This is a genomic window from Photobacterium sp. ABD4_091 (assembly GCF_056160145.1).
Genome location: NZ_JBSWWQ010000001.1, coordinates 2,133,813 through 2,158,522, shown reverse-complemented (window position 1 = coordinate 2,158,522; position 24,710 = coordinate 2,133,813). Strand labels below are relative to the sequence as shown.

The 24,710-nt window shown below is 51.9% G+C and carries 16 protein-coding genes, 4 tRNA genes and 3 rRNA genes; 4 read left to right on the top strand and 19 right to left on the bottom strand.

The annotated features are described in order from the left end of the window. Positions 1 to 82: 82 nt before the first annotated feature. From ACXAGQ_RS09975 to ACXAGQ_RS09955, 5 genes are all read right to left on the bottom strand, one after another. On the bottom strand, positions 83 to 1,057 hold the full coding sequence (locus ACXAGQ_RS09975; protein WP_475253656.1) for a PstS family phosphate ABC transporter substrate-binding protein: 975 nt from the start codon (positions 1,055 to 1,057) through the stop codon (positions 83 to 85). Positions 1,058 to 1,179: 122 nt separating this feature from the next. Continuing rightward, positions 1,180 to 2,484, bottom strand: coding sequence for a phosphate regulon sensor histidine kinase PhoR (gene phoR / locus ACXAGQ_RS09970; protein ID WP_475253654.1), 1,305 nt, complete (start codon positions 2,482 to 2,484; stop codon positions 1,180 to 1,182). 51 nt (positions 2,485 to 2,535) lie between these two features. Continuing rightward, positions 2,536 to 3,225, bottom strand: coding sequence for a phosphate regulon transcriptional regulator PhoB (phoB, locus tag ACXAGQ_RS09965; protein ID WP_317524199.1), 690 nt, complete (start codon positions 3,223 to 3,225; stop codon positions 2,536 to 2,538). A gap of 199 nt (positions 3,226 to 3,424) precedes the next feature. Beyond that, complete coding sequence (locus tag ACXAGQ_RS09960; protein WP_475253652.1) at positions 3,425 to 7,210, bottom strand: AAA family ATPase; 3,786 nt, start codon at positions 7,208 to 7,210, stop codon at positions 3,425 to 3,427. A gap of 24 nt (positions 7,211 to 7,234) precedes the next feature. After that, positions 7,235 to 8,479, bottom strand: a complete 1,245-nt coding sequence (locus ACXAGQ_RS09955) for an exonuclease SbcCD subunit D C-terminal domain-containing protein (RefSeq protein ID WP_475253650.1) — start codon at positions 8,477 to 8,479, stop codon at positions 7,235 to 7,237. A gap of 153 nt (positions 8,480 to 8,632) precedes the next feature. Here ACXAGQ_RS09955 and rdgC point away from each other — a divergent pair, with 153 nt between their 5' ends. The 3 genes from rdgC to ACXAGQ_RS09940 all read left to right on the top strand — a co-directional run bounded on the left by rdgC (position 8,633) and on the right by ACXAGQ_RS09940 (position 11,456). Beyond that, positions 8,633 to 9,544, top strand: coding sequence for a recombination-associated protein RdgC (rdgC, locus tag ACXAGQ_RS09950; protein ID WP_201797872.1), 912 nt, complete (start codon positions 8,633 to 8,635; stop codon positions 9,542 to 9,544). Positions 9,545 to 9,798: 254 nt separating this feature from the next. Further along, positions 9,799 to 11,196: a prephenate-dependent tRNA uridine(34) hydroxylase TrhP gene (trhP, locus tag ACXAGQ_RS09945; protein ID WP_475253648.1), complete on the top strand. Its 1,398-nt coding sequence runs from the start codon at positions 9,799 to 9,801 to the stop codon at positions 11,194 to 11,196. A gap of 5 nt (positions 11,197 to 11,201) precedes the next feature. Beyond that, positions 11,202 to 11,456: a YfhL family 4Fe-4S dicluster ferredoxin gene (locus ACXAGQ_RS09940; protein WP_475242520.1), complete on the top strand. Its 255-nt coding sequence runs from the start codon at positions 11,202 to 11,204 to the stop codon at positions 11,454 to 11,456. Between the two features lie 57 nt (positions 11,457 to 11,513). Here ACXAGQ_RS09940 and mepA read toward each other — a convergent pair whose 3' ends face one another. The 13 genes from mepA to ACXAGQ_RS09875 form a co-directional block, all read right to left on the bottom strand. Beyond that, positions 11,514 to 12,302, bottom strand: a complete 789-nt coding sequence (gene mepA, locus ACXAGQ_RS09935; protein ID WP_475253646.1) for a penicillin-insensitive murein endopeptidase — start codon at positions 12,300 to 12,302, stop codon at positions 11,514 to 11,516. A gap of 167 nt (positions 12,303 to 12,469) precedes the next feature. Continuing rightward, the gene (locus tag ACXAGQ_RS09930) at positions 12,470 to 13,450 is read right to left on the bottom strand and encodes a sugar-binding transcriptional regulator (protein WP_317524192.1); all 981 of its coding nucleotides are present in this window, start codon (positions 13,448 to 13,450) and stop codon (positions 12,470 to 12,472) included. 622 nt (positions 13,451 to 14,072) lie between these two features. Next, positions 14,073 to 14,149 (bottom strand) — tRNA-Asp (locus ACXAGQ_RS09925). A gap of 42 nt (positions 14,150 to 14,191) precedes the next feature. Further along, a 5S ribosomal RNA gene (gene rrf / locus ACXAGQ_RS09920) occupies positions 14,192 to 14,307 on the bottom strand. Positions 14,308 to 14,390: 83 nt separating this feature from the next. Then, positions 14,391 to 17,278 (bottom strand): 23S ribosomal RNA (locus tag ACXAGQ_RS09915). 339 nt (positions 17,279 to 17,617) lie between these two features. Then, a tRNA-Val gene (locus ACXAGQ_RS09910) sits at positions 17,618 to 17,693 on the bottom strand. A 69-nt stretch (positions 17,694 to 17,762) separates the two neighbouring features. After that, positions 17,763 to 17,838 (bottom strand) — tRNA-Lys (locus ACXAGQ_RS09905). Position 17,839: 1 nt separating this feature from the next. Then, positions 17,840 to 17,915 (bottom strand) — tRNA-Glu (locus ACXAGQ_RS09900). A 200-nt stretch (positions 17,916 to 18,115) separates the two neighbouring features. Beyond that, positions 18,116 to 19,668: ribosomal RNA gene (locus ACXAGQ_RS09895) — 16S ribosomal RNA — on the bottom strand. The 16S, 23S and 5S rRNA genes sit together here with 4 tRNA genes alongside, the layout of an rRNA operon. A gap of 350 nt (positions 19,669 to 20,018) precedes the next feature. Beyond that, entirely contained in the window at positions 20,019 to 20,414 is a 396-nt protein-coding gene (locus tag ACXAGQ_RS09890) for a type IV pilus modification PilV family protein (RefSeq protein ID WP_475253644.1), read from the bottom strand. Continuing rightward, entirely contained in the window at positions 20,401 to 21,777 is a 1,377-nt protein-coding gene (locus tag ACXAGQ_RS09885; protein WP_475253642.1) for a hypothetical protein, read from the bottom strand. Before ACXAGQ_RS09885 ends, ACXAGQ_RS09890 begins: the two co-directional genes overlap by 14 nt. A 13-nt stretch (positions 21,778 to 21,790) precedes the next feature. Further along, on the bottom strand, positions 21,791 to 22,384 hold the full coding sequence (locus ACXAGQ_RS09880) for a prepilin-type N-terminal cleavage/methylation domain-containing protein (RefSeq protein WP_475253640.1): 594 nt from the start codon (positions 22,382 to 22,384) through the stop codon (positions 21,791 to 21,793). Then, positions 22,385 to 22,915, bottom strand: coding sequence for a GspH/FimT family pseudopilin (locus ACXAGQ_RS09875; RefSeq protein ID WP_475253638.1), 531 nt, complete (start codon positions 22,913 to 22,915; stop codon positions 22,385 to 22,387). Between the two features lie 113 nt (positions 22,916 to 23,028). Here ACXAGQ_RS09875 and ACXAGQ_RS09870 point away from each other — a divergent pair, with 113 nt between their 5' ends. Next, positions 23,029 to 23,448 (top strand): type IV pilin protein, encoded by a 420-nt coding sequence (locus ACXAGQ_RS09870; RefSeq protein ID WP_475253636.1) that lies wholly within the window; start codon positions 23,029 to 23,031, stop codon positions 23,446 to 23,448. A gap of 74 nt (positions 23,449 to 23,522) precedes the next feature. On the opposite strand, the gene dnaJ is transcribed toward ACXAGQ_RS09870, so the two are convergent. After that, positions 23,523 to 24,665: a molecular chaperone DnaJ gene (gene dnaJ, locus ACXAGQ_RS09865; protein ID WP_475253634.1), complete on the bottom strand. Its 1,143-nt coding sequence runs from the start codon at positions 24,663 to 24,665 to the stop codon at positions 23,523 to 23,525. Positions 24,666 to 24,710: the final 45 nt, after the last annotated feature.

Sequence of the window (24,710 nt, the reverse complement as noted above, 5' to 3'; positions counted from 1 at the left end):
ATAGATTAGCCAAACTATTCTAAAGATAACAAAATCAAAAAAGCCGGAGCGATTTTAGTCACTCCGGCTTTTTCTATGCGGGTTATTTATCTAATCCCAACTCCAGCAAGGTTTGGTTAACGGCTTCTGCGGGAAGCGGAACATAACCATCCTTCTTCACCAGATCCTGACCTTGGTCCGACAGGATAAAGCGGATGAATTCACTCTCTAGCGGTGGCAATGGCCGTTCTGGGTGCTTGTTGACATAGATATACAGGTAACGGGCCAATGGATAGCGGCCGCTGGCAGCATTATCGATAGTCGGCGCGACATAGTCACTGCCCTTGCTTGCGATAGGCAGTGCCCTGATCCCCGTGGTCTGGTAACCCACCCCGGAGTAACCAATGGAGTTGAGCGATGTCGAGACCGACTGCACAACCGAGGCCGAGCCTGGCTGCTCATTGACATTATTGCGGAAGTCCCCCTGGCAAAGGGCCTTTTGCTTAAAATAACCATAGGTGCCAGAGACCGAGTTACGGCCGAACAGTTGAATGCTCCGCTTTTCCCAACTGCCCGTCAGCCCTAGTTGCCCCCATCGGGTGATCGCTTGGTTACCGCCACAACGCAGCGTCTGGGAGAAGATAGCGTCAAGCTGGGTGAAGTCGAGCCCCTGCAGTGGGTTGTCCTCGTTAACAAACACCGCAAGGGCATCAATCGCAACCCGGATCTCCGTCGGTTTGTAACCGTATTCTTGCTCGAACGCAGCGACTTCTCTCGCCTTCATCCGCCGACTCATCGGCCCGAACTGAGCAGTGGCTTCTATCAATGCAGTAGGTGCCGTGGACGACCCAGCGGCCTGAACCTGGATATTCACACTTGGGTAGGTACGCTTGAATTCTTCCGACCAGTAGGTCATCAGATTGGCAAAGGTATCGGAGCCGACCGATGATAAATTTCCGGAGATCCCTTTGACCTTGGTGTAATGGGGCAGTGGGCTGTGATCCGCCTGTACCGGGCCTGGTGCGGCCAAGATAGCGGCTGGCAACGCAAGGAAGGTGATTTTCTGCCATCGGGTCATGGCCTGCCTGATCCGGTTTATCATTCGATTAATGTGACTCCTCAAAACAACAAAAGCGGCCTTTAAGGCCGCTCAATACTTTAGCATATTTTTTGCTGAACTAGCTTTGTGCTGCGTTAGCTTTATGCCGCGTTAGCAATCAATCGCTGTGGCAGGGTAAACGCAAACGTACTGCCGACGCCCACTTCACTCTCTATTTCGAGGTGTGAGTCATGGTGGCTAAGCGCATGCTTAACAATCGCCAGCCCCAAACCACTGCCGCCAGTTTCACGCGAACGGGCTTTGTCGACCCGGTAGAAACGCTCAGTCAGTCGATGGATATGCTGAGGCTCGATGCCCTGCCCTTGGTCAGTGACTTCCAGCCTTGGGCCGGCTGAAGTCAGATACCAGCGTACCTTCACCTCGGCATCTGCCGGGGTATGCTTAACTGCGTTATACACCAAGTTCGAAATCGCACTGCGCAGCTGATCTTCATCACCCAGCACCTTGAGCGAATTATCCACCTCGAAGGTAAACAGCTGCTCTTCGCCACCACTGAGTGAAATCGCTTCTTTTTCAAGCACATCAAGCATCGCCGGCACATCGATGGTTTCTTCCAGCTCGATATTCGGCGCGGCCTCGATTTTCGACAGGGTCAGCAACTGTTCGACCAAAGAGTTCATCCGGGTCAGCTGCTCGGTCATTACTCCGTGGGCTTTGCCCCACATTGGCCCTACCAGCATATCGGGATCTTTCGACATTTCCAGGTACCCCTGCAGCACCGTCATAGGTGTACGAAGTTCATGGGAAACATTGGCAAAGAAGTTGCGACGCATCCCTTCTAGCTGCTTAACCTGGGACACATCACGCACCACCATCAGGTATTCACCCTCGGTGTAGTGCATAACCCGCAACTCGAGGGTACGGTCATAGTTCAGCGGAGAAGTGATTTCAAGCGGGGTCTCAAACGACTGCTTGCTCAGGTAGCGGACAAAGTCCGGGCTGCGCAGCAAGTTGCTGATCGGCTGGCCGGCATCATCCGGCCAACGGAAACCAAGCAGGTGCTGGGCAAGCTTGTTGCACCATACGATGTTCCCTTCGCTGCGAAAGACAACAACAGCATCAGGAAGGGACTCCGCACCGTTTCTGAAACGGCGGATCAAGGTTGCCAGCTCTTTGCGACGACGTCGGTTACGTTGCTGTAAACGGTAAATCCCATTGAAAAGAGGCTCCCAACTGCCCGATCCCGAAGGTGGCGTCAGGCTTCGCTCTTTCCACAACCAGTTGGACATCTTCAATAAGTTATGAAAATGCCAAATTAACTGGATCCAAGTTGCGACCAGCAAGAACCAGGGCATGTAACCAAATACCCACCCCAGTGCGATCCAAGGCAAGTAGAAAAAGAGTAGTTCCCAGACTAACTTTTTCCACGACAGCCGTTCTACCATTTATTACTCCGCCACCGCGTTGCCCGCCGTGCGCCTACTTAGTTGTTACTACTATACTCGGGTCGAGAAACGGTAACCCGCTCCGCGCACCGTCTGAACCAGTTTATCGTGACCGCCTGTCTCCAGCGCTTTGCGCAGACGACGGATATGAACATCGACAGTTCGGTCTTCAACATACACATTAGTACCCCACACGTTGTTCAGCAGCTGCTCGCGGCTGTATACACGCTCTTGGTGGGTCATAAAGAAGTGAAGCATCTTGAACTCGGTTGGCCCCATGTCCAGCGGCTGCTCATTGGATGTCACTCGGTGCGAAACCGGATCAAGCTTGAGGCCCTGTACGTCAATCACATCATCCAGAGAAGTCGGTGATACCCGGCGCATTACCGCCTTCAGGCGTGCCATCAGCTCTTTTGGCGAAAACGGTTTGGTGATGTAATCATCCGCACCCACTTCCAAGCCACGTACTTTGTCCTCTTCCTCACCACGGGCAGTCAACATCACTACCGGGATCTGGCGGGTCACTTCATCACGCTTCAAGTGCTTGATAAGATTAATTCCTGAGCCACCTGGCAACATCCAGTCGAGCAAAATCAGCTCCGGATAGGGTTCGCACAGTTTTTCCAGTGCCATGTCATAATCTTCGGCTTCAATCGCCTGATACCCCTTCTGCTCAAGAACGAAGCAAAGCATCTCGCGGATTGGTGCTTCATCCTCTACAACAAGAATCCGTCTTACCATCGTTTTCAATACCTATTAATTGCTGTCTTTCGAGCGCCATTATGTGTGTTAAGTATGACACTTTTGTGACTTTCGCGGAGAAATACGTAACTGAACGTATATCATACTGTCATATAGCATTATGTTGCACCCAAGTGCAACGTATTGATAAAAAAGATAATTAGATGCAGCCTACCGCATAGGGGCAGGCTGCGCCGCTTTAACCCCTCACCCGGATCTGGCTCCGCCCTCCCCCCTGGGCTTCAACCGCAACCTGTACACCGATGCGCTCAACCAGCGTACCGACATGGGAAATCACCCCGATCTGGCGGCCGTCTGCCTGCAGGGCATCAAGGCAAGCCAGTGCCATCTCCAGGCTATCTGGGTCTAGCGTACCGAAGCCTTCATCAATGAATAGCGAGCCGAGCTGGCGGGTATCGGCTGCGAGCGAGGCTAACGCCAGTGCCAAGGCCAGCGAGACCAGGAAGCTTTCGCCGCCAGACAATGACTCCACACTTCGGACTTCATCGCCCATATCATGGTCGACCACCTGCAGGGCCAATGGGCTGTTCGGCACCGGCTGCAGCGCATAGCGCGGGGCCAAGTCATGCAGATGTTCATTGGCTAGCATTACCAGTTGCTGCAAGGTCAGGCCCTGGGCAAGGGTTCGGAATTTATTGCCTGTTGCCGATCCAATAAGCTCGCTCATCTGCAACCACAGTTCGGTCTGCTTCTGCTGGGTGGCTATTTTCTCGGTGAGCTCCCCTGCTTGCTGCAGAGCCTGCTCGGCCATGGTCAAGCGCTGGCGCAGCTGGAAGATTTGCTCATCACAAGAGAGCTTTTCACTGTTCCACTGCTCACGCAGCTGGCGCACAGCGATATCATCTTCGGCCAGTACTTCGCTGTCGATATCATGACTGGCAAACCACTGCTCGGCCTGCTCCGCCATAGTCTTGTGCTGCTCAATCGCACTCGCACGCTCATGAACCCGTGTTGCCACTTCGGTACGGGAATCGTCCAACGCTTTGAGCGCTGTCTGCTCTTGCTCCAACCACGCCTCGTCCTTGCTGAGCAGTTGCATCAGCTGGTGCTCGTTAAGCGCCAGTTTTTCCTGCCACCCCAACCAGTTATGGACGACCTGACGATGCTCAGCCGAGAGTTCTTTGTCTTGCTGCTCAAGGCCAGCCAAGGCCGCCGTCGCGGCAGCCATGGCTTCACCCGCCAGGCGCTGGTCATGCTCGGCTTGTTCATGCTGTTGCTGGGCTTGCGATACAGCGGTTTTGGCCTGCTGCTCTATCGCATCAGCCGCGTGCTCACCAAACACGCTGACCCGCTGCTGCCACAGTGACTGAACCTGCTGCTGCAACTGCTCAGCTTTCTGTTGCTTTTCGATCGCCTGTTTATAGCTGGCTGCCATATTCGCTTCCAGCTCGGCCAACTGCGGGGCCAACTCATTAAGCTCTCGCTCCACTTCCTGCAGGGCCTTATGGCTTGACAGGTAGTGCTCAACTTGCTGTTTGAGCTGCTGGATATATTGCTCGGCACCTTGCTGGCGCAGCATATCTAACCACTGGTTGTTACCGTATTGCTCGTTTAAGGCTTCACCACGGGAGGTCAGGATATCCTGTTGGGTCTGGCTCTGCTGCTCAATCGACTGCAATCGCTCGGTACGCTGGGTATTGGCCTGCGTTTGTTGGTGGATATGCTCTTTGATTTCGGCTTCTGCCTGCTGCAGCTGCTGGCGCTGGTATTGCAACTGACGGCCTTGTTGCAGCTGCTGCTGAGCGGCTTCCATACCCTGCTGCAACGCCCTGATCTCGTTATATGCCTGCTCGGCTTGTTGCTGCCACTGCACCAACTGGTCGTTAAGGTGGCCGCTTTCAGCCTCGGCCGTCAGCGGTGTAGAAAGTTCAACCTGCTCAAGCATGGCCAAAAGCTGGCTTACAATTTGATCGCTGTAAGCACGGTAACGTGCCAGCTCATTGTCGATCACCGCCAGACGCTGCTGGCACTGTGGCAGTTGTTGCTGAAGATGACGACGTTCACCCTCGCCGTTTTGCAACAACTGCTGCAATTCACGCAAACGCTGCTGCTGGCTATGGAGCAAGCCTTCGACAACCGGGTGCTGCTCGGCGTATGGGTGCTCGAGCGAGCCACACAGCGGGCAAGGCGAATCTGGCTGCAAATGGCTGCGGTACTCACTGAGGTTAACCACTGCCATGCTTTGCTGCAGCTGCTGTTCGGCCTCCTGGTAACGGGCCATGAGCTGCTCCATTTCTGGCGACAAGGACTCCAGCCTAGCTTCTGCCTGCTGCTTGAGCTGGCTGAGCTCTTGATGCTCGGCTTTCAGTTTCTCCATCTGCTCAAGCAAGGTAGACCATTCCTTGGTGCCCGACATCGCCTGGCGCAGGGTATCGAGCTCGGCTTGCTTGCTGGCAAACTGTTTTTGGCTGTCGGCAATCGCCTGCTCTTGCTGCTCAACCTTGAGCTCATCGAGAACCTTGGTCACCGCATCAAGCTGGCCGCTAACCTCTTTCTGCTGGGCCTCCAGCATCGTGGCATTACGGTCGTGGGATTGCTGCTCGAACTGCAGTTGCTGCTTTTCGCGCGACAGGGTCGCCAACGTCCGGTGCGCAGACAAATACTGATCCAGGTTGTCCAATACTGGTTGGTACTGCTCGGCAACACCGGCCAGCTCCCGGTTTTGCTCTAGTACCATCGCCAACTGTTGATGGCGTTGCTGCAGCTGCTGGCGCTGGTGTTTTTTCTGCTCAGCCGCCTGCTGCTGTTCATTGAATGTTTTGAGCTGTTGCTGGTGGTCGGCATCCAGCTCGGCCAGCTGGCGCTGCCCGGCAGCCAATTGCTCGTCGAGCAAAGCCACTTGCTTGAGTTTCGGCTCAAGCTCATCCCAATGTAGCTTGGCTTTTGCCAATGCCTGCTTGGTACCCTGTACCCGGTTATCCGCTTCCAACAGCCCCTGTTTGTGCTGCGCCAGTTCATCACGAGCTTTGCCGAGCGATGCCTGTAGCTTGCTCAGCTGCAGCTGGGTTTGCTGCAGCAAGGTAAAATCGCTGCGTGCAGGTTGGACTTTGGCTATCTGTTTGAGCTGCTCCTGACGCGGTGCCGCCTCTTTAAGCTGCTCTTCCGCATGAGCCAATGCCTGCTCGGCTTCCTGTTGCTGTTGCTGCAACCGGGTTTGGGTCTGCAGCGCCTGCTGGTGCTGGGTCAACGCCGTCAAAGAGGTTTCCCACTGGCCTAACTGTACTTTAAGAGCATCAAGTTGGCCGGAGAGTTGTGCTTTTTGCTCATCATCAAGCAGCTCAATATCGCCAAGCTGGGCCTGCAAGGCCTCCAGTTTTTGCTTTTCATCCCGCGCCCGCTCATAAGCGGCCATGGATAAGCGGCCATAAATTTCACCACCGGTCATCCGCTCTAACAAAGCTGCACGCTCATCAGCACCGGCTTTTAGGAAGGCGGCAAACTCGCCCTGCGGCAACATTACTGCCCGGCGGAATTGCTCGAACGACAGTCCGACCAAGCGTTCGACTTCCGCTTGTAGCTCCGCTTTCTTGCCAGCAAAACGCTGGCCAGTTTCCAGGCATTCCAGCCATTGCTCCGAGGCTTGGATGCGGCCATCGGCACGCCCCCGCGCACGGCGGACATGCCAGTGCGCCCGCCAGTGACTGCCGTCATTGGCGACGAAATCGACTTCGGCATATCCTTCGGCCTTACCGCGCGACAAAATACTGCGGACATCGTTGGCTTTGATCCGGCCGTTGTCACCGTCACGACCAATTTCTGCATCGTTTTTCTTGTTAGACTGAAGGCGGGGAATGCGGTCAAACAACGCAAGGCAAATCGCATCAAGCAAGGTCGACTTACCGGCACCGGTCTTTCCGGTAATGGCAAACAAACCCGCATCGCCCAAGCGGCCGCCGGCAAAATCAATCTCGAATGGCTGCTGCAGACTTGCCAGGTTTTCACCACGTAGCGCTAAGATTTTCATTGTTGTTCTCTTTCTCGTTCTGGCTTACGACTCGACAGCATCGCTGTCTTCCACGGCAATCAATAGGCTCTCGAAAGCTGCGGCCATTGCCTCATCCGGCTCGCCTTGGTATTTCTGGCTCCAGCTCAAGCTAAACACCTGCTGAGGTGTAACATCAGAAAGTCGGCGCTGGCCAAGGCCATTCTGAGCTTGTTGTTGCTGATAGTGCGGAGTGATCTTGGCCAGCCTCACAGCCTTGCCTTCCAGGGCTTCAAGCACTTTTTCGCGCAGCAGAGCCTGTGGTTTATCTAACTGGATGTGCACTTCCAAAAACGGTTGTTGCTCACGCGGACGCTCATCGACGTCCAGCGCCTTGAGCTCTTCAAGCACCTGCTCCAACGGGGCTGGTGACGAAGGCACCTTGAGCATATCAACGGCCCGTGGCACAGAGACAGACTCAATGCCGGCAACCGCTGCACCATCAAGCTCGACCATAACCACTTGGTGGTTGTAGCCTCGCTCGGACATCGAAAGCGGCAATGGCGAGCCGCTGTAGCGAACCTGCTCTTTCTTCGCCACGCGTTGGGCCAAATGCAAGTGGCCTAGCGCCACATAGGTCATATCATCAGCAAAAATAGAGGCCGGCAACGCGTGCTGGTTACCACCGAGCACCCGGCGCTCTGACATTTCCGACAATTTACCCGATGCCATGTAGGCGTGTCCCATGCCGATCAGGGCCTGCTGCGGTGTCTGGACCTGGCGCGCTGCCTCTGTCACCTCACCGTAGAGGGTTTCCACCCCTTTGATCAGGCGATCGTCTTCTTCATCCAGATCTTCGGTACGCAGATCAGCACTGCGCAGGAAAGGCACCGCCAATACCCATGCCGCTTGCTCACCGGTTTTATTGGTCAGCGGAACCAACATCCGCTCGGTATCGAGCTCGCCGTCAGCATAGCGGTGAATCCCACCGACAATGTGCAAATCAAATGCTCTTAGCAGCTCGTGCGGAGCATCAAGCTTGCTCGGCGAATCATGGTTGCCACCAATCATTACGACATTTAAATCCGGCATGCTTTTCGCCATCCGTGCCAGGAAGCGGTATAGCATCCGCCAGGCACTGGCTGGCGGGTTGGCGGTATCAAAAATATCACCAGCCACCAGCAGGGCATCGACCTGCTCTTGCTCAAGGGTCTGCGCCAGCCAATCAAGAAATGCCTGATGCTCGAAATCGCGGTTATAACCGTGCAGTTGGTGGCCTAGGTGCCAGTCGGAGGTATGGAGGATCTTCATTGCGGTCGATATGCCGTTATGGAAACACTAATTTGGATTGTACCGCACTTTGCGTTATGCCCAAGCTACTGAGCACGAAAACTTAAGACAAAAGCCAACCAATGCAATAAGATTGACAGCCAAATGCACAACCAAGGATTTGTAACAGCCATGATGTGGTTTAAAAACGTACTTACCTATCGCTTCAGCCGCGAGATCGACCTCAATCCTGATCAACTTGAGAAGCAACTTGAAGAGTTCCGCTTTACCCCGTGTGGCAGCCAAGATCAGCAAAAATTTGGTTGGGTCCACGCGCTGGGTAAGCACGGCGACATGTTCACCCATGTAATTGGTGACAACATCCTGATTTGTGCACGCAAAGAAGAAAAGATGCTACCAGCGTCAGTGATCAAAGAGACACTGAACGAGAAAGTAGAAGCTCAGGAAGCCGAGCAAGGCCGCAAACTGAAGAAAAGCGAAAAAGACACCATCAAAGATGAAATCGTGATGGATCTGCTACCGCGAGCCTTCAGCCGCAAGAGCCAGACTTACGCGCTGATCATGCCTAAAGAAGGCTACGTACTGGTTGATGCTGGTAGCTTCAAGAAGGCCGAAGATCTGCTAGCGCTGCTGCGTAAATCTATCGGTAGCCTGCCAGTAATCCCAGTTACCCCTGAAAAGCCTGCCGAGCTAACCATGACTGAGTGGGTACGCTCAAACACCTCACCAAACGGCTTTACCATCGGCGAAGAGGCTGAGCTGAAAGCTATTTTGGAAGACGGCGGTGTGATTCGCTGTAAGCAGCAGGATCTATCAAGCGATGAAATCATGGCCCACATCGAAGCCGACAAGTTGGTGACCAAGCTGTCTATCAACTGGCAGGACCGTATCGACTTCGTTCTGGCGGACGACCTGTCTATCAAGCGCCTGAAGTTCTCTGATGAGCTGAAAGAGCAGAATGACGATATCGACCGCGATGAAATGGCCCTGCGTATCGATGCCGACCTGTCGCTAATGGCTGGCGAATTCTCCGCATTCTTGCCAAACCTGTTCGAAGTGCTTGGCGGCCTGGAAGCCAAAGCCTAACCGCCCCCTTTATATAGTGTGGCACCTCGCTATGGGTGCCACTTTTTCCCCTCCTTCGATATTCGTACGATACCGGCAACACCAGTTCAATCAGAACCTCCAAATCAGCCGTTTACAATCGCCAGATGCTAAACTTTGCCTAATTCGGCAATAGCATTGCTATTGAGGGGTAGATCACAGTAAAATCCCGCCTCAACTCCGTATCCCCCTGCGATACGGCCTGATTTGCAATCAGACACTGGAATATAAGAGCTATGTTTAAACCTGAATTGTTATCGCCTGCGGGCAGCCTTAAAAACATGCGTTACGCATTTGCCTATGGCGCAGATGCTGTCTACGCTGGCCAACCACGTTACAGCCTTCGTGTTCGTAACAACGAGTTCAACCACGATAACCTGAAAATCGGTATCGACGAGGCTCACGCCCAAGGCAAGAAACTATACGTGGTATGTAACATTCAGCCGCATAACTCTAAACTGAAAACCTTCATCCGCGATCTGAAACCTATCGTAGAGATGGGCCCGGATGCACTGATCATGTCTGACCCTGGCCTTATCATGATGGTGCGCGAGAACTTCCCTGAGATGCCGATCCACCTATCAGTTCAGGCAAACGCCGTGAACTGGGCAACGGTGAAGTTCTGGGCAGCCAATGGCGTTGAGCGTGTGATTGTTTCCCGCGAACTGTCTCTGGAAGAAATCGAAGAGATCCGCGAGCACTGCCCAGAGACCGAGCTGGAAGTTTTCGTCCACGGTGCACTGTGCATGGCTTACTCTGGCCGCTGCCTGCTATCTGGCTACATCAACAAGCGTGACCCTAACCAGGGCACCTGCACCAATGCCTGCCGCTGGGAATACAAAGTGGAAAAAGGCACTGAAAACGACGCTGGCCAGATCGTTGAAGAATTCAACCCAAGTGATGTTCAGGCTGTCGAAGTACAGGACGAGCGCCCTGAAACCACTATCGGCCGCGGCAAGCCAAGCGATGAAGTGGTACTGCTAAGCGAAGCGCACCGTCCGGAAGAGAAGATGGCTGCGTTCGAAGACGAGCACGGCACCTACATCATGAACTCGAAAGATCTTCGTGCTATCCAGCACGTTGACCGCCTGACCAAGATGGGCGTTCACTCGCTGAAAATCGAAGGTCGTACCAAGTCCTTCTACTACTGTGCCCGTACCGCACAGGTTTACCGTAAAGCGATTGATGACGCAGTCGCTGGCAAGCCATTCGACGAAAGCTTGATGGGCACGCTGGAAAGCCTAGCCCACCGTGGTTACACCGAAGGCTTCCTGCGCCGTCACACTCACGATGCTTACCAGAACTATGACTACGGCTACTCTATCTCTGACAGCCAGCAGTTCGTCGGTGAATTCACCGGCAAGCGCCGTGGTGACCTGGCAGAAGTGGAAGTGAAGAACAAGTTTGTAGTCGGTGACAGCCTTGAGCTAATGACACCGCAGGGCAACGTGATCTTCACCCTTGAAGCGATGGAAAACCGCAAGTCTGAAGCGGTCACTGACGCCAAGGGTAACGGCCACTTCGTATTTATCCCAGTACCGGAAGATATGGATTTGGAATACGGCCTGCTGATGCGTAACCTAAACTCAGGTGAGAACACCCGTAATCCACACGCACCAAAAGATGGTAAGTAATCACCATGGCACTGCTTATTACCAGTAAGTGCATTAACTGCGACATGTGTGATCCCGAGTGTCCGAACGAGGCGATCACCATGGGGGACGAAATCTACGAGATCGACCCAGACAAATGCACCGAGTGTAAAGGACACTACGACAAGCCGACGTGCCAGTCGGTGTGTCCGATCACCAACTGTATTATTACTGATCCCGACAACGTCGAAACAGACGAAGCTCTGTTCGAAAAGTTTGTCACCCTACAGGGATTGGCATAACGAAAAAAGCGCCGAGAGGCGCTTTTTTTGTATCTATTCTAATGCGTTAAATGACATTTACCCTGTTGCAGGCGTTCGCAACAATAGCATGCACTGCGCTGGCGGAAGCGGTTTTTGCTTGGGCTTTTTCTTCACCTTGGCAACCTTTTCTTTCTTTGCTTTTGGCTTGGGCTTCCAGGAGGCAAGCTCGGCACCACAACCATCCCCCGGCGGCGGTGGTGTCTGCGCTTTGCAACTGCTGTCACCTTCTGGGCAATGGAGCCTGACATGGAAATGGTAATAGTGCCCCCACCACGGCCTGACTTTCTGCAGCCAATCCCTGTCCGTCCATTCGCGCTGGCACAACTGCTCTTTAATCACCGGATGAACAAAAATTCTGGCAACACGCTCATCAGCCGCAGCAAGCTGGACCATCAAGGCTTGTTTATCGCCCCAGTTTTTCTTGTTTATCTTGTATTGCTTGATGTGCACCATCGGCAAAGGCTGGACATCAATCAGCTCTTCCTCGCTAAGTGGGCCATCGCTTAGCTTGAGCCAGATATCCGCATCAAGGCCTGTCTGGTGGCTGTTATGGCCCGACGAAAAACGTCCGCCCCGAGGCATCGCAATATCACCGACTAGCAATTGTCCCAGCTCAAGTTTGTGTACGCTTTTTGATAAATCATGGAGGAAACGGATCATCGACTCGTGGCCGTAATATCGCCCCCGCTGCGATCGCATCACCTGATAACCATCTCCCTTCAACGGCAAAGGCTCGGCGCCGGCCAGGCAACCGTTATTGTAAGTACCAATCGACTCCGACTGACCTTGCGAAGGTGCTTCCACATTCTCCCACGGGCTTGCCATGGCGGGCAAACCTATCGTAATCCCTAACAGAAGGGCAAAAAAATACCTCATGCCTGTCTGATCCTTTTGTGACTTTTTTATCCGCATACTTTTGAGCATAGCAAGCAACAAAAAAGCTGCCCGCAGGCAGCTTGATCATTTGGGATCGAATATTCATTTTCCGATCATTACTTCATCTGTTGATCCAGGTTCAAAATGGTCAGGGCGTTGCTGACACTGGTTGCCAGAACATCGACCACACCGGAGCGCAATGCGCCCAGCAAGGCCAAGGCTTTACTGTTCTCGGCAGCGGTGACAACCACTGTTGGAATATGTCTGAGCTCTTCCATACTAAGACCAATTACCCGATCGCTCATCATGGTATCGGCACGGCGTCCTTGGCTATCAAAAAAGTCATAGCCGGCAATGTCCCCCACTACCCCTTTGCGGATCCGCGCCTCGACAATCTCCTGGGGCGTAAACCAGCCCAGCTTCACCATATGGCTGTTTTCATTCATATCACCAACCCCCACCAATGCAACGTCTGCACGCCTTGCGCGATCAAGCGTTTCCTTGACCGTGCCGTTTTTCATAAAGGCTTCTTTTACCTTGATATCCTCGACATAAGCCGGGGCATAAAGCGTTTCACTGATGCCGTCATATTTCTTTGCCAGTAGGCGGCAGATATGATCGGCATTGATGGCGTTACCGGAGCGGTGTGTGCCCCCTATCCCCGAGACAAAGCGGCATTTGCGATGGGGAACTACACCGACATGGCTGGCAATTGAGGCAATATTTCGCCCCTGCCCGACGGTGACTACCATGTCATCGGTCAAAATGGAGGACAGGTAACTCGATACTAGGCTTGCAACCTGCTGGCGCTGGCTTTCATCATCAGGCTGATCCAGAGCGATCAAGGCGCGTTTCAAATTAAAACGCTCGACCAATTGCTGCTCCAGCTTTTCACTGAACACAGGATGGTATTTCACCGTGATTTCCACCACCCCTTCATCCCGGGCGCGACGCAGCAAGCGGCCAACTTTGGCCCGTGACATCCCGAACATCTTGGAGATTTCTTCCTGGGTTGCCCCATCCTGGTAGTAGGCAATGGCTATTTCTGTCAGCTGATCGCTGTCTACATGGGAGGTGTCATTCTGGGGCGCTGTCATAGCCATACCTTTTGTTACGAATAGGGATTACGAATAAATTTAATCTGAAGGGCTATTTTAGCCGTTATCACAAAAGACAGCGAGTCGCAGCTTATGAAAGATATCGAAATGAGAGACGGCCCCCTGTTCAGCTTTCTCTCCCTAGGACACCCTTTCGATGCACTCATTATCAGCAATCCTTCCCACAGCCCTCAAGACGATTCTTATCCACATGATTTAAAAGGACTAAATTAAACGTACAGCTTTTTAGGCATGATATTACAAAAGCTAAAAAGGCTGCTCAGATTAGGTTCAGCATTAATTTAGGGGGGGTATTGGCAGTTTTTCAAGAACGATAAGTGACTAGAGTACTACTCCTGCGGAGCTCAACAAACCGACATCTTGGCCCGCGAATATTTTGGGAGTATTAGGTACAAGAAAGCTCCGTCTTTCGTAAGGGACGCCTAGTTGAGGCTTCTTAATAAGTAGTGGAGTCTGGGGTCGCACACGATCATAAGTGGCGGAGGGCCGGGCTTGCGTGCAACCGGGAACGCGTCCGTCCGGGACTCATTCGCCTGCAAGGCGAACCATATCCGACAGATGTAAAGAAGCCCCGCTGTTTCCAGCGAGGCTTCTTAATAAGTGGCGGAGCGGACGGGACTCGAACCCGCGACCCCCGGCGTGACAGGCCGGTATTCTAACCAACTGAACTACCGCTCCACTCAAATTACCGTGTGTTCAGCACGATAATCTAAATTGGAAGCCTGGCGATGTCCTACTCTCACATGGGGAGGCCCCACACTACCATCGGCGCTATTACGTTTCACTACTGAGTTCGGCATGGGATCAGGTGGGTCCATAATGCTATGGTCGCCAAGCAAATTCGTTACAATCTTGAAAGCTGATGTTCTCGACACTCATTCAAGTGTTCGTGGAGTCCGTAAAACCCCTTGGGTGTTGTATGGTTAAGCCTCACGGGCAATTAGTACAGGTTAGCTCAACGCCTCACAACGCTTACACACCCTGCCTATCTACGTCGTAGTCTCCAACAACCCTTCAGGAACCTTATAGGTTCAGGGATGACTCATCTTGAGGCTCGCTTCCCGCTTAGATGCTTTCAGCGGTTATCGATTCCGAACTTAGCTACCGGGCAATGCGTCTGGCGACACAACCCGAACACCAGAGGTTCGTCCACTCCGGTCCTCTCGTACTAGGAGCAGCCCCTCTCAATCATCCAACGCCCACGGCAGATAGGGACCGAACTGTCTCACGACGTTCTAAACCCAGCTCGCGTACCACTTTAAATGGCGAACAGCCATACCCTTGGGACCGACTTCAGCCCCAGGATGTGATGAGCCGACATCGAGGTGCCAAACACCGCCGTCGATATGAACTCTTGGGCGGTATCAGCCTGTTATCCCCGGAGTACCTTTTATCCGTTGAGCGATGGCCCTTCCATACAGAACCACCGGATCACTATGACCTGCTTTCGCACCTGCTCGACTTGTCAGTCTCGCAGTCAAGCGGGCTTATGCCATTGCACTAACCTCACGATGTCCGACCGTGATTAGCCCACCTTCGTGCTCCTCCGTTACGCTTTGGGAGGAGACCGCCCCAGTCAAACTACCCACCAGGCACTGTCCGCACCCCGGATAACGGGGCGACGTTAGAACATCAACACTACAAGGGTGGTATTTCAAGGACGGCTCCACCATATCTAGCGACATGGTTTCAAAGCCTCCCACCTATCCTACACATGTAGGGTCAATGTTCAGTGCCAAGCTGTAGTAAAGGTTCACGGGGTCTTTCCGTCTAGCCGCGGGTACGCAGCATCTTCACTGCGATTTCAATTTCACTGAGTCTCGGGTGGAGACAGCGTGGCCATCATTACGCCATTCGTGCAGGTCGGAACTTACCCGACAAGGAATTTCGCTACCTTAGGACCGTTATAGTTACGGCCGCCGTTTACCGGGGCTTCGATCAAGAGCTTCGACCGAAGTCTAACCCCATCAATTAACCTTCCGGCACCGGGCAGGCGTCACACCGTATACGTCATCTTTCGATTTTGCACAGTGCTGTGTTTTTAATAAACAGTTGCAGCCACCTGGTATCTGCGACTGCCAGCAGCTTAAAGAGCAAGTCTCGTCACCGCCGGCAGCGTACCTTCTCCCGAAGTTACGGTACCATTTTGCCTAGTTCCTTCACCCGAGTTCTCTCAAGCGCCTTGGTATTCTCTACCCGACCACCTGTGTCGGTTTGGGGTACGATTCCTTACTATCTGAAGCTTAGAGGCTTTTCCCGGAAGCATGGCATCAATGACTTCAGTGCCGTAGCACCTCGACATCGGGTCTCAGCCTAGTGTAATCCCGGATTTGCCTAAGATTACAGCCTACACCCTTGAACCTGGACAACCGTCGCCAGGCCCACCTAGCCTTCTCCGTCCCCCCATCGCAATAGTAAGAAGTACGGGAATATTAACCCGTTTCCCATCGACTACGCCTTTCGGCCTCGCCTTAGGGGTCGACTCACCCTGCCCCGATTAACGTTGGACAGGAACCCTTGGTCTTCCGGCGAGGGAGTTTTTCACTCCCTTTATCGTTACTCATGTCAGCATTCGCACTTCTGATACGTCCAGCACACCTTACGATGCACCTTCAACCGCTTACAGAACGCTCCCCTACCCAATACATATAAATGCATTGCCGCAGCTTCGGTGTATAGCTTAGCCCCGTTAAATCTTCCGCGCAGGCCGACTCGACCAGTGAGCTATTACGCTTTCTTTAAATGATGGCTGCTTCTAAGCCAACATCCTGGCTGTCTGAGCCTTCCCACATCGTTTCCCACTTAGCTATAACTTTGGGACCTTAGCTGGCGGTCTGGGTTGTTTCCCTCTCCACGACGGACGTTAGCACCCGCCGTGTGTCTCCCGGATAGTACTTACTGGTATTCGGAGTTTGCAAAGGGTTGGTAAGTCGGGATGACCCCCTAGCCTTAACAGTGCTCTACCCCCAGTAGTATTCGTCCGAGGCGCTACCTAAATAGCTTTCGGGGAGAACCAGCTATCTCCAGGTTTGATTGGCCTTTCACCCCTAGCCACAAGTCATCCGCTAATTTTTCAACATTAGTCGGTTCGGTCCTCCAGTAAGTGTTACCTCACCTTCAACCTGCCCATGGCTAGATCACCTGGTTTCGGGTCTAATCCTAGCAACTGAACGCCCAGTTAAGACTCGGTTTCCCTACGGCTCCCCTAAACGGTTAACCTTGCTACTAAAATTAAGTCGCTGACCCATTATACAAAAGGTACGCAGTCACCCCGAAGGGCTCCTACTGCTTGTACGTACACGGTTTCAGGTTCTATTTCACTCCCCTCACAGGGGTTCTTTTCGCCTTTCCCTCACGGTACTGGTTCACTATCGGTCAGTCAGGAGTATTTAGCCTTGGAGGATGGTCCCCCCATGTTCAGACAGGATATCACGTGTCCCGTCCTACTCGATTTCACTCGAAATGCGCTACCGGTTACGGGGCTATCACCCTGTATCGCTGAGCTTTCCAGCTCATTCACCTGTCGCAAAACTAGCTTAAGGGCTAATCCGGGTTCGCTCGCCGCTACTGCCGGAATCTCGGTTGATTTCTCTTCCTCGGGGTACTTAGATGTTTCAGTTCCCCCGGTTCGCCTCAATACGCTATGTATTCACGCATTGATAACTGCTTATGCAGCTGGGTTTCCCCATTCGGAAATCCAAGAGTATAGTGATTCTTACCATCTTCTCTTGGCTTATCGCAGGTTAGCACGTCCTTCATCGCCTCTGACTGCCCAGGCATCCACCGTGTACGCTTAGTCACTTAACCATACAACCCCAAGAGGTTTCGTATGGCTCAACAACCAAGGTTGTCCATCTGAGTATTGATGGACTGTGTTTCGCCGGACTCTTACACAAGACACTTGAATGTGTGTTGCTTGAGAACTCGTTTTATTTCTCTTCATAAAGAGAGATAAAACTATTAGTTATTGAATTCAAAGAATTCAATTTACTAGTCAGCTTTCCAGATTGTTAAAGAGCATGTGTTTATCGTGAGATAACCACTTTCTAATTAATTTCGGCCGGGCCGCGCAGGCGGCAAAAAAGCGGACCCAACGAAGTTAACCTTCATTGAATCTGCGTATCCGTGCAGAAAATACTTAGAGAGTGGTGGGCGATACCGGGCTCGAACCAGTGACCCCCTCCTTGTAAGGGAGGTGCTCTCCCAACTGAGCTAATCGCCCACGATAGTTGCTTATTTGTTTCCACTTTAAAAAGTAGAATCAAACTTGCTTTCCTTCGTGGAAAGGAAATGGTGGGTCGTGCAGGATTCGAACCTGCGACCAATTGATTAAAAGTCAACTGCTCTACCAACTGAGCTAACGACCCGTGGCGTCCCATAGGGGAGTCGAACCCCTGTTACCGCCGTGAAAGGGCGGTGTCCTAGGCCTCTAGACGAATGGGACACAAAGTTTGTCAGCGAAATATATTTCGCTAACTTTGTGTAAGCGGAGTGACGAGCTTGCGAGAAGCGACATCATACCGGAACACAAGTTTTTGGTTAATGTGTTGGGCACACTAACGAGGATAGCCAACGCTACCCTTGCTCTCTTACATTTCAACCAAGCAATCTGTGTGGACACTGCATAAAACGCAGTCATATCGTTAAGGAGGTGATCCAGCCCCAGGTTCCCCTAGGGCTACCTTGTTACGACTTCACCCCAGTCATGAACCACACCGTGGTAAACGCCCTCCCGAAGGTTAAGCTATCTACTTCTGGTGCAGCCCACTCCCATGGTGTGACGGGCGGTGTGTACAAGGCCCGGGAACGTATTCACCGTGGCATTCTGATCCACGATTACTAGCGATTCCGACTTCATGGAGTCGAGTTGCAGACTCCAATCCGGACTACGACGTACTTTCTGGGATTCGCTCACTCTCGCAAGTTGGCCGCCCTCTGTATACGCCATTGTAGCACGTGTGTAGCCCTACTCGTAAGGGCCATGATGACTTGACGTCGTCCCCACCTTCCTCCGGTTTATCACCGGCAGTCTCCCTGGAGTTCCCACCATTACGTGCTGGCAAACAAGGATAGGGGTTGCGCTCGTTGCGGGACTTAACCCAACATTTCACAACACGAGCTGACGACAGCCATGCAGCACCTGTCTCAGAGTTCCCGAAGGCACCAATCCATCTCTGGAAAGTTCTCTGGATGTCAAGAGTAGGTAAGGTTCTTCGCGTTGCATCGAATTAAACCACATGCTCCACCGCTTGTGCGGGCCCCCGTCAATTCATTTGAGTTTTAATCTTGCGACCGTACTCCCCAGGCGGTCTACTTAACGCGTTAGCTCCGAAAGCCAGTGTTCAAGACACCAACCTCCAAGTAGACATCGTTTACGGCGTGGACTACCAGGGTATCTAATCCTGTTTGCTCCCCACGCTTTCGCATCTGAGCGTCAGTCTTTGTCCAGGGGGCCGCCTTCGCCACCGGTATTCCTTCAGATCTCTACGCATTTCACCGCTACACCTGAAATTCTACCCCCCTCTACAAGACTCTAGCCTGCCAGTTCCAAATGCTATTCCGAGGTTGAGCCCCGGGCTTTCACATCTGGCTTAACAAGCCGCCTGCATGCGCTTTACGCCCAGTAATTCCGATTAACGCTCGCACCCTCCGTATTACCGCGGCTGCTGGCACGGAGTTAGCCGGTGCTTCTTCTGTCGCTAACGTCAAACACATACGCTATTAACGCATACGCCTTCCTCACGACTGAAAGTGCTTTACAACCCGAAGGCCTTCTTCACACACGCGGCATGGCTGCATCAGGGTTTCCCCCATTGTGCAATATTCCCCACTGCTGCCTCCCGTAGGAGTCTGGACCGTGTCTCAGTTCCAGTGTGGCTGATCATCCTCTCAGACCAGCTAGAGATCGTCGCCTTGGTGAGCTCTTACCTCACCAACTAGCTAATCTCACCTGGGCTAATCCTGACGCGAGAGGCCCGAAGGTCCCCCTCTTTGCTCCGAAGAGATTATGCGGTATTAGCCATCGTTTCCAATGGTTATCCCCCACATCAGGGCATATTCCCAGGCATTACTCACCCGTCCGCCGCTCGCCGCCCATCAACGCACCCGAAGGATTGTTGATGTCGCTGCCGCTCGACTTGCATGTGTTAGGCCTGCCGCCAGCGTTCAATCTGAGCCATGATCAAACTCTTCAATTAAAATTTGATTGCTGCTAAATAAATAGCGGCTCAATGAAATACTGTTAAACCATTACCGAAGTAATGATTGAATTGACTGTGCCAAATAATAAGTAAACTTAGTATTTGTATTGGTCACTCAGTTTCATTGATAATTCTTTTGTTGACTATCATTTCACGAGTGCCCACACAGATTGCATGGTCAAATTGTTAAAGAACAATACTGATTGGTTAGCGGCTTAAGTTGCCGTGCTCCGTGTCAGTGAGGTGGCATTATAGGGTGAGAATTCGAGAGGGCAATAGTTTTTTTGCAAACAAATGATCGCCCGGTCAATAACTGAGCGATACACTCAGAATAGCCAAATTAACATTCAATATTGTGTTCGTAGTGTGACGAGGGAAACATTTTGCTGCTGCTCCCAGCGGTCTTGCCAACTCACTGTCACCTCAATTTGCTTTGCATCACCAGCAGCCGACAGGGTTTTAGTTCGGACAACCTGCTGCCAGTCAAACGTTGCCCCAGCCCGGCTGATTGTGCCTGACCCGCCACTTACACTTATATCAGCGAAACTTAAAGCGTTAACCAGTTCAAGTTGGTTCTCTGCGATTTGAATTGCTATCAAGCCTTTCGCTGCGGTTTCACCTTCGCGATCGTAGTATGACTGCATTTTAATCATGGCAAGTACACCTACCGCCACAATTGCCAGCGAAACTAATACTTCAATCAGACTAAATCCCTTCGCCTTATATTTTCTACTGGAAGTCACGCCATGTCCCCTGCTGCCATTTCACAACGGTATTTGTCGTCGTCGGTAACCTGTCCTTCCAGTATTTATCGTTGTACTGGGCTTTAAACCCAGCGTTCGCAATGAAGTTCATTCCCTCCATATCAACAGCTATCCCGCCGAAAGCATGTAGAGAACCGCTGATATAAAAGGCGGTATTTTTATACGGTCCTTCGTGGGAAGAGTCCGCGCACAGGTTAGCCTTGTGACATGAAGTCACCATATCTGCGGAGATTTGAGCTTTTTTATTGTCGTTGGTTTTGAACTGGTAGAGCAATCCGGACAGCCCCATTTGGCCGTTATGGAACACTGCTCCATCCTGCACCACAATTAAAGTAGAATCACTATCCGGCATCGGTGTTGCTGGTGTGGTCAAGTTGAAAGGCTTTGCTCCAGCATCAGCTGACGGTGCAGTGATATAACAACTGCCTTCCACCCAAAATGACCTATCTCCATTTTTAAAAGCGGTATTGATTTGATCAGCGCAGTCCAAAATCATGGTCTCCCCCGTTGGCGGGCTGATCAATGTATATTTTCCGCTGTTCTTTTCAGTCTGCCACTGGCTTTTGGGGATACCAAACAGATCTTTGAACATATCCATCTCTGGCTCTTCAAGAATATCATTCGCTAGAGGCCAATCAGTTCCCTCTATCGCATAACTTTGATATTCAGGCTTGCAAGATAAACGCGTACTTACGGCTGCACGCTCGTTCAATTTATTAAACTTACCTGGCTCTCTCGTAACTTCAGGCACTTGGCTCTCAATATAACCATCACCATCTATGACTATCATCTGTGAGCTAGTCGTATTATCTGTGTGCTTGAAGTTATTGTGATCTTTCACAACCATAGTGATGCACTCGCCATCGTTATGGTTGGGCATAAATTCAAAGTCCCCTTTCAAGGTGAAAATTGACGAGGTCTTGAAGATGCCCGGCATCGGCGAGACACTTTGCACCTTAACTTCTTTGGCCACTTCCCGTCTCCCGGGGCCATTATCTTCCGATACAGCACTTTTGAGGGTATATAGTGCGCTTGTCCCTACCTGCTGGCCAGAAACGGCCAACGAAAGGCGACTGTCGTCATGGCTGCTTCCAAGTACCAAACCGTCGCAGGATGCATAGGAACGGGACTGAGGATCCCCTACCGTTGTTTGGTTTACCCCGTACGCACACTGCAACCCGCCTTCGGCTATCCAATGGCTCTTTTTTGCTGATACCACATTCTGGTAACGCTTAACGTTATAATGGCTCATTTCGACAGATTGATATAAACCATAGGAGCCGAGCATCATCAGCATTAGTATGACGGTCAGGGTCACAAACCCGTTTTGGCGACGCTGCATATCCTTCTCCGAATTAATTATTCATTACCGCAACATTTAACTGAATATCGTCCTGTGAGCCGTTAACCGGCGATCTCGCCGACATGGCAACGGCTACCAGCGGGTACTGGGACACATCGACAACGAAATTTGTCAACAATATTTCCGCATTTACAGTGATCGCTTCCCCACCCGCACAGGCTGAAACAATATTTTTTGGCGTGGCCGTAACGCTTTGCATCAAGGTATACAGTATTAATTCACTTTCCTCGTTTACATACAGAGAAGAAAAACGAATTTTTTCTGCTCCGCCATCCGTAAACTCATAGGCATAAGCCACACAGTCCTGTGCAGCATTGACGTACACTGCCTGCGAAGAGTCTTCCCATTTCACTGTACCTGCGTTTTTGCCTTCAATTGAAAAACCCGCCCGGCGCAAATCATTGCGGATAAATTGCCCCAAGTCGTGAAACTCGCTATCAAAGTTCAACTGCTGACCAATCCGGTTCGATGTATTCATTCCGCTGGCAAACACGCTCGCCAACACCATCAGCAGCACGCTCCCCATCGCGCAAGCCAGCATCAATTCGATCAGCGTCATGCCATTTTGTTTTTTACGAATCATCATCTACGGCCCACATTTTTCAAAACCGGTTACCGTGCCAACGGAGCATACCTTCACCCTCGACTTACTACTGATCTTCACATCAACAGACTCCCCTTCCGTCATATCAGGACTGGTGAGCGAGTAAGTCATCCCCGAACCAGTGATCGCCCTTGATGGATCAACATTTACGCTCGATTTTGTGTTGCTGATGGATAGCCGGGGAAAAGCATCGCCTTGAAGGCTTGAAATCACCTGCGTGAGATCGCACGTAACTGGCGCGACGGCGCTGGTTGTTACTAGCACGCACCAAGAGTTTTTCGTCGGTGTCGACATATCCAAGTTATGGATATACAGCACTTGATTTCGCCGAATCGCTTCAAGCCGGGCTTGCTTGAATTGCAGAGCAAGACGGTTAGCTGCCGATTCTAACTGCTGGGTATCGAGCAGCTGGGTAAATGATGGGGCCGCTGACAACATCAATATCACAGCTATAGAAGTAACAACGAGCAACTCAATCATGCTAAAGCCGCTTGCCGATCCCAGTTTTCTCACTTTACACCACCATCCGGCACCAATTATGTTAGATAATAGGTTAACACCCCATAACACTATGATTGGTAAGTAAAAACATAGTTAGCGAGATGACTCGAAAGTTAAGGAATAACATGCAGGCAAACAAACAAAAAGGTGTGACATTAATCGAATTAATGATTGTTGTCGTCGTTATCGGTGTGCTCTCAAGTGTGGCTTACCCAAGTTATGTGGAACACCAGCGTACGGGCAACCGCACTTCTGCACAAACTGGGCTGATGATGCTCCAACTATGGATGGAAGATCAATATACCCGCAACGGCAACTATCCAGCCAGTGTCGACAACAACAGCTGTTCGTCATGCAACCTGAATACTGATTATTACAACTATTCTGCCTCTTTCATTAACGGAGGACTGCCTCCTTACACGTTAGCGGCCACCCCAAAAGCAAACACGACCCAAAGCTCTGATAAGTGCGGAGTACTTTCAGTCACAGCCAGTGGGCGCACTGAAGCCAAAAAAGATGGATCGACCGTCAGCGGTTGCTGGTAATCACAGTCACAAGACACAAGACACAAAAAAGCCAGCTTGCGCTGGCTTTATAAATTCCTAATCTTACGGGCTGATTAACCAGTCAGATCATCGAAGAACTTCTTCACACCGTCAAAGAAACCTTCAGCCTTAGGTTTGTGCTTCTTTGCCGCTTTGCCGCCAAGGGTTTCTTCAAGCTCTTGTAGCAGCTCTTTCTGGCGGGCGCTCAAGTTAACCGGGGTTTCAACCACCAGCTTACAGATAAGATCACCCATTGCACCACCGCGTACAGACTTCACGCCCTTGCCACGCATGCGGAACATACGGCCAGTTTGCGTTTCAGACGGTACTTTCAGGTTCACGCGACCATCAAGGGTAGGGACTTCAACCTCGCCACCCAAGGCAGCCATAGTGAAGCTTACTGGGACTTCGCAGTATAGGTTGTTGCCATCACGCTCAAAGATATGGTGCTGGGCAACATGGACCTGTACGTACAAATCGCCAGCTGGTGCACCGAACTCCCCTGCTTCACCTTCGCCAGATAGACGAATGCGATCGCCTGTATCCACACCGGCAGGAATTTTAACAGACAGCGTCTTGGTTTCTTCTTTGCGGCCCTGGCCGTGACACGTGCCACAAGGCTCTTTGATGATCTTACCGCGACCGTGACAGTGCGGACAGGTCTGCTGTACGGCGAAGAAGCCTTGGCGCATCTGCACCTGGCCTTGGCCATGACAGGTACCACACGTAGTGGCTGAAGTGCCTTTCTTAGCACCAGAACCGTCACAGGTATCACAGTGAACCAAGGTAGGAACACGGATCTCTTTGCTGCAACCGCGAACCGCTTCTTCCAGTGTCAGCTCCATGTTGTAGCGCAAGTCGGCACCACGCTGCGCGCGCTGCTGACCACCACGACGGCCACCGCCACCGAAGATATCGCCAAACACATCACCGAAAATATCACCGAAGTCAGCACCGCCGCCGAAGCCGCCACCACCGCCCATACCACCTTGCTCAAAGGCTGCATGGCCGTACTGGTCGTAAGCTGCTTTCTTCTGAGGATCCGTTAGGATTTCGTATGCAGTCTTAACTTCTTTGAATTTCTCAGCCGCCTGCTCGTCACCCTGGTTACGGTCAGGGTGGAACTTCATTGCAAGGCGCTTGTAAGCCTTTTTGATATCACGCTCTGACGCATCACGACTTACGCCCAGAACTTCGTAAAAATCTCGTTTTGACATACTTATCTGTCACCTGCCTTAATACAGCTACGGGCGCAAGAGTAA

What these genes read in the sequence shown, in the direction of transcription:
- mepA (WP_475253646.1), bottom strand. Translation starts at nt 12,302, where the DNA reads ATGGCAAGCCCGTGGGAGAATGTGGAAGCACCTTCGCAAGGTCAGTCG.
- ACXAGQ_RS09885 (WP_475253642.1), bottom strand. Translation starts at nt 21,777, where the DNA reads ATGCAGCGTCGCCAAAACGGGTTTGTGACCCTGACCGTCATACTAATG.
- ACXAGQ_RS09870 (WP_475253636.1), top strand. Translation starts at nt 23,029, where the DNA reads ATGCAGGCAAACAAACAAAAAGGTGTGACATTAATCGAATTAATGATT.
- phoB (WP_317524199.1), bottom strand. Translation starts at nt 3,225, where the DNA reads ATGGTAAGACGGATTCTTGTTGTAGAGGATGAAGCACCAATCCGCGAG.
- phoR (WP_475253654.1), bottom strand. Translation starts at nt 2,484, where the DNA reads ATGGTAGAACGGCTGTCGTGGAAAAAGTTAGTCTGGGAACTACTCTTT.
- ACXAGQ_RS09955 (WP_475253650.1), bottom strand. Translation starts at nt 8,479, where the DNA reads ATGAAGATCCTCCATACCTCCGACTGGCACCTAGGCCACCAACTGCAC.
- trhP (WP_475253648.1), top strand. Translation starts at nt 9,799, where the DNA reads ATGTTTAAACCTGAATTGTTATCGCCTGCGGGCAGCCTTAAAAACATG.
- rdgC (WP_201797872.1), top strand. Translation starts at nt 8,633, where the DNA reads ATGTGGTTTAAAAACGTACTTACCTATCGCTTCAGCCGCGAGATCGAC.
- ACXAGQ_RS09880 (WP_475253640.1), bottom strand. Translation starts at nt 22,384, where the DNA reads ATGATGATTCGTAAAAAACAAAATGGCATGACGCTGATCGAATTGATG.
- ACXAGQ_RS09975 (WP_475253656.1), bottom strand. Translation starts at nt 1,057, where the DNA reads ATGACCCGATGGCAGAAAATCACCTTCCTTGCGTTGCCAGCCGCTATC.
- ACXAGQ_RS09940 (WP_475242520.1), top strand. Translation starts at nt 11,202, where the DNA reads ATGGCACTGCTTATTACCAGTAAGTGCATTAACTGCGACATGTGTGAT.
- ACXAGQ_RS09930 (WP_317524192.1), bottom strand. Translation starts at nt 13,450, where the DNA reads ATGACAGCGCCCCAGAATGACACCTCCCATGTAGACAGCGATCAGCTG.
- dnaJ (WP_475253634.1), bottom strand. Translation starts at nt 24,665, where the DNA reads ATGTCAAAACGAGATTTTTACGAAGTTCTGGGCGTAAGTCGTGATGCG.
- ACXAGQ_RS09960 (WP_475253652.1), bottom strand. Translation starts at nt 7,210, where the DNA reads ATGAAAATCTTAGCGCTACGTGGTGAAAACCTGGCAAGTCTGCAGCAG.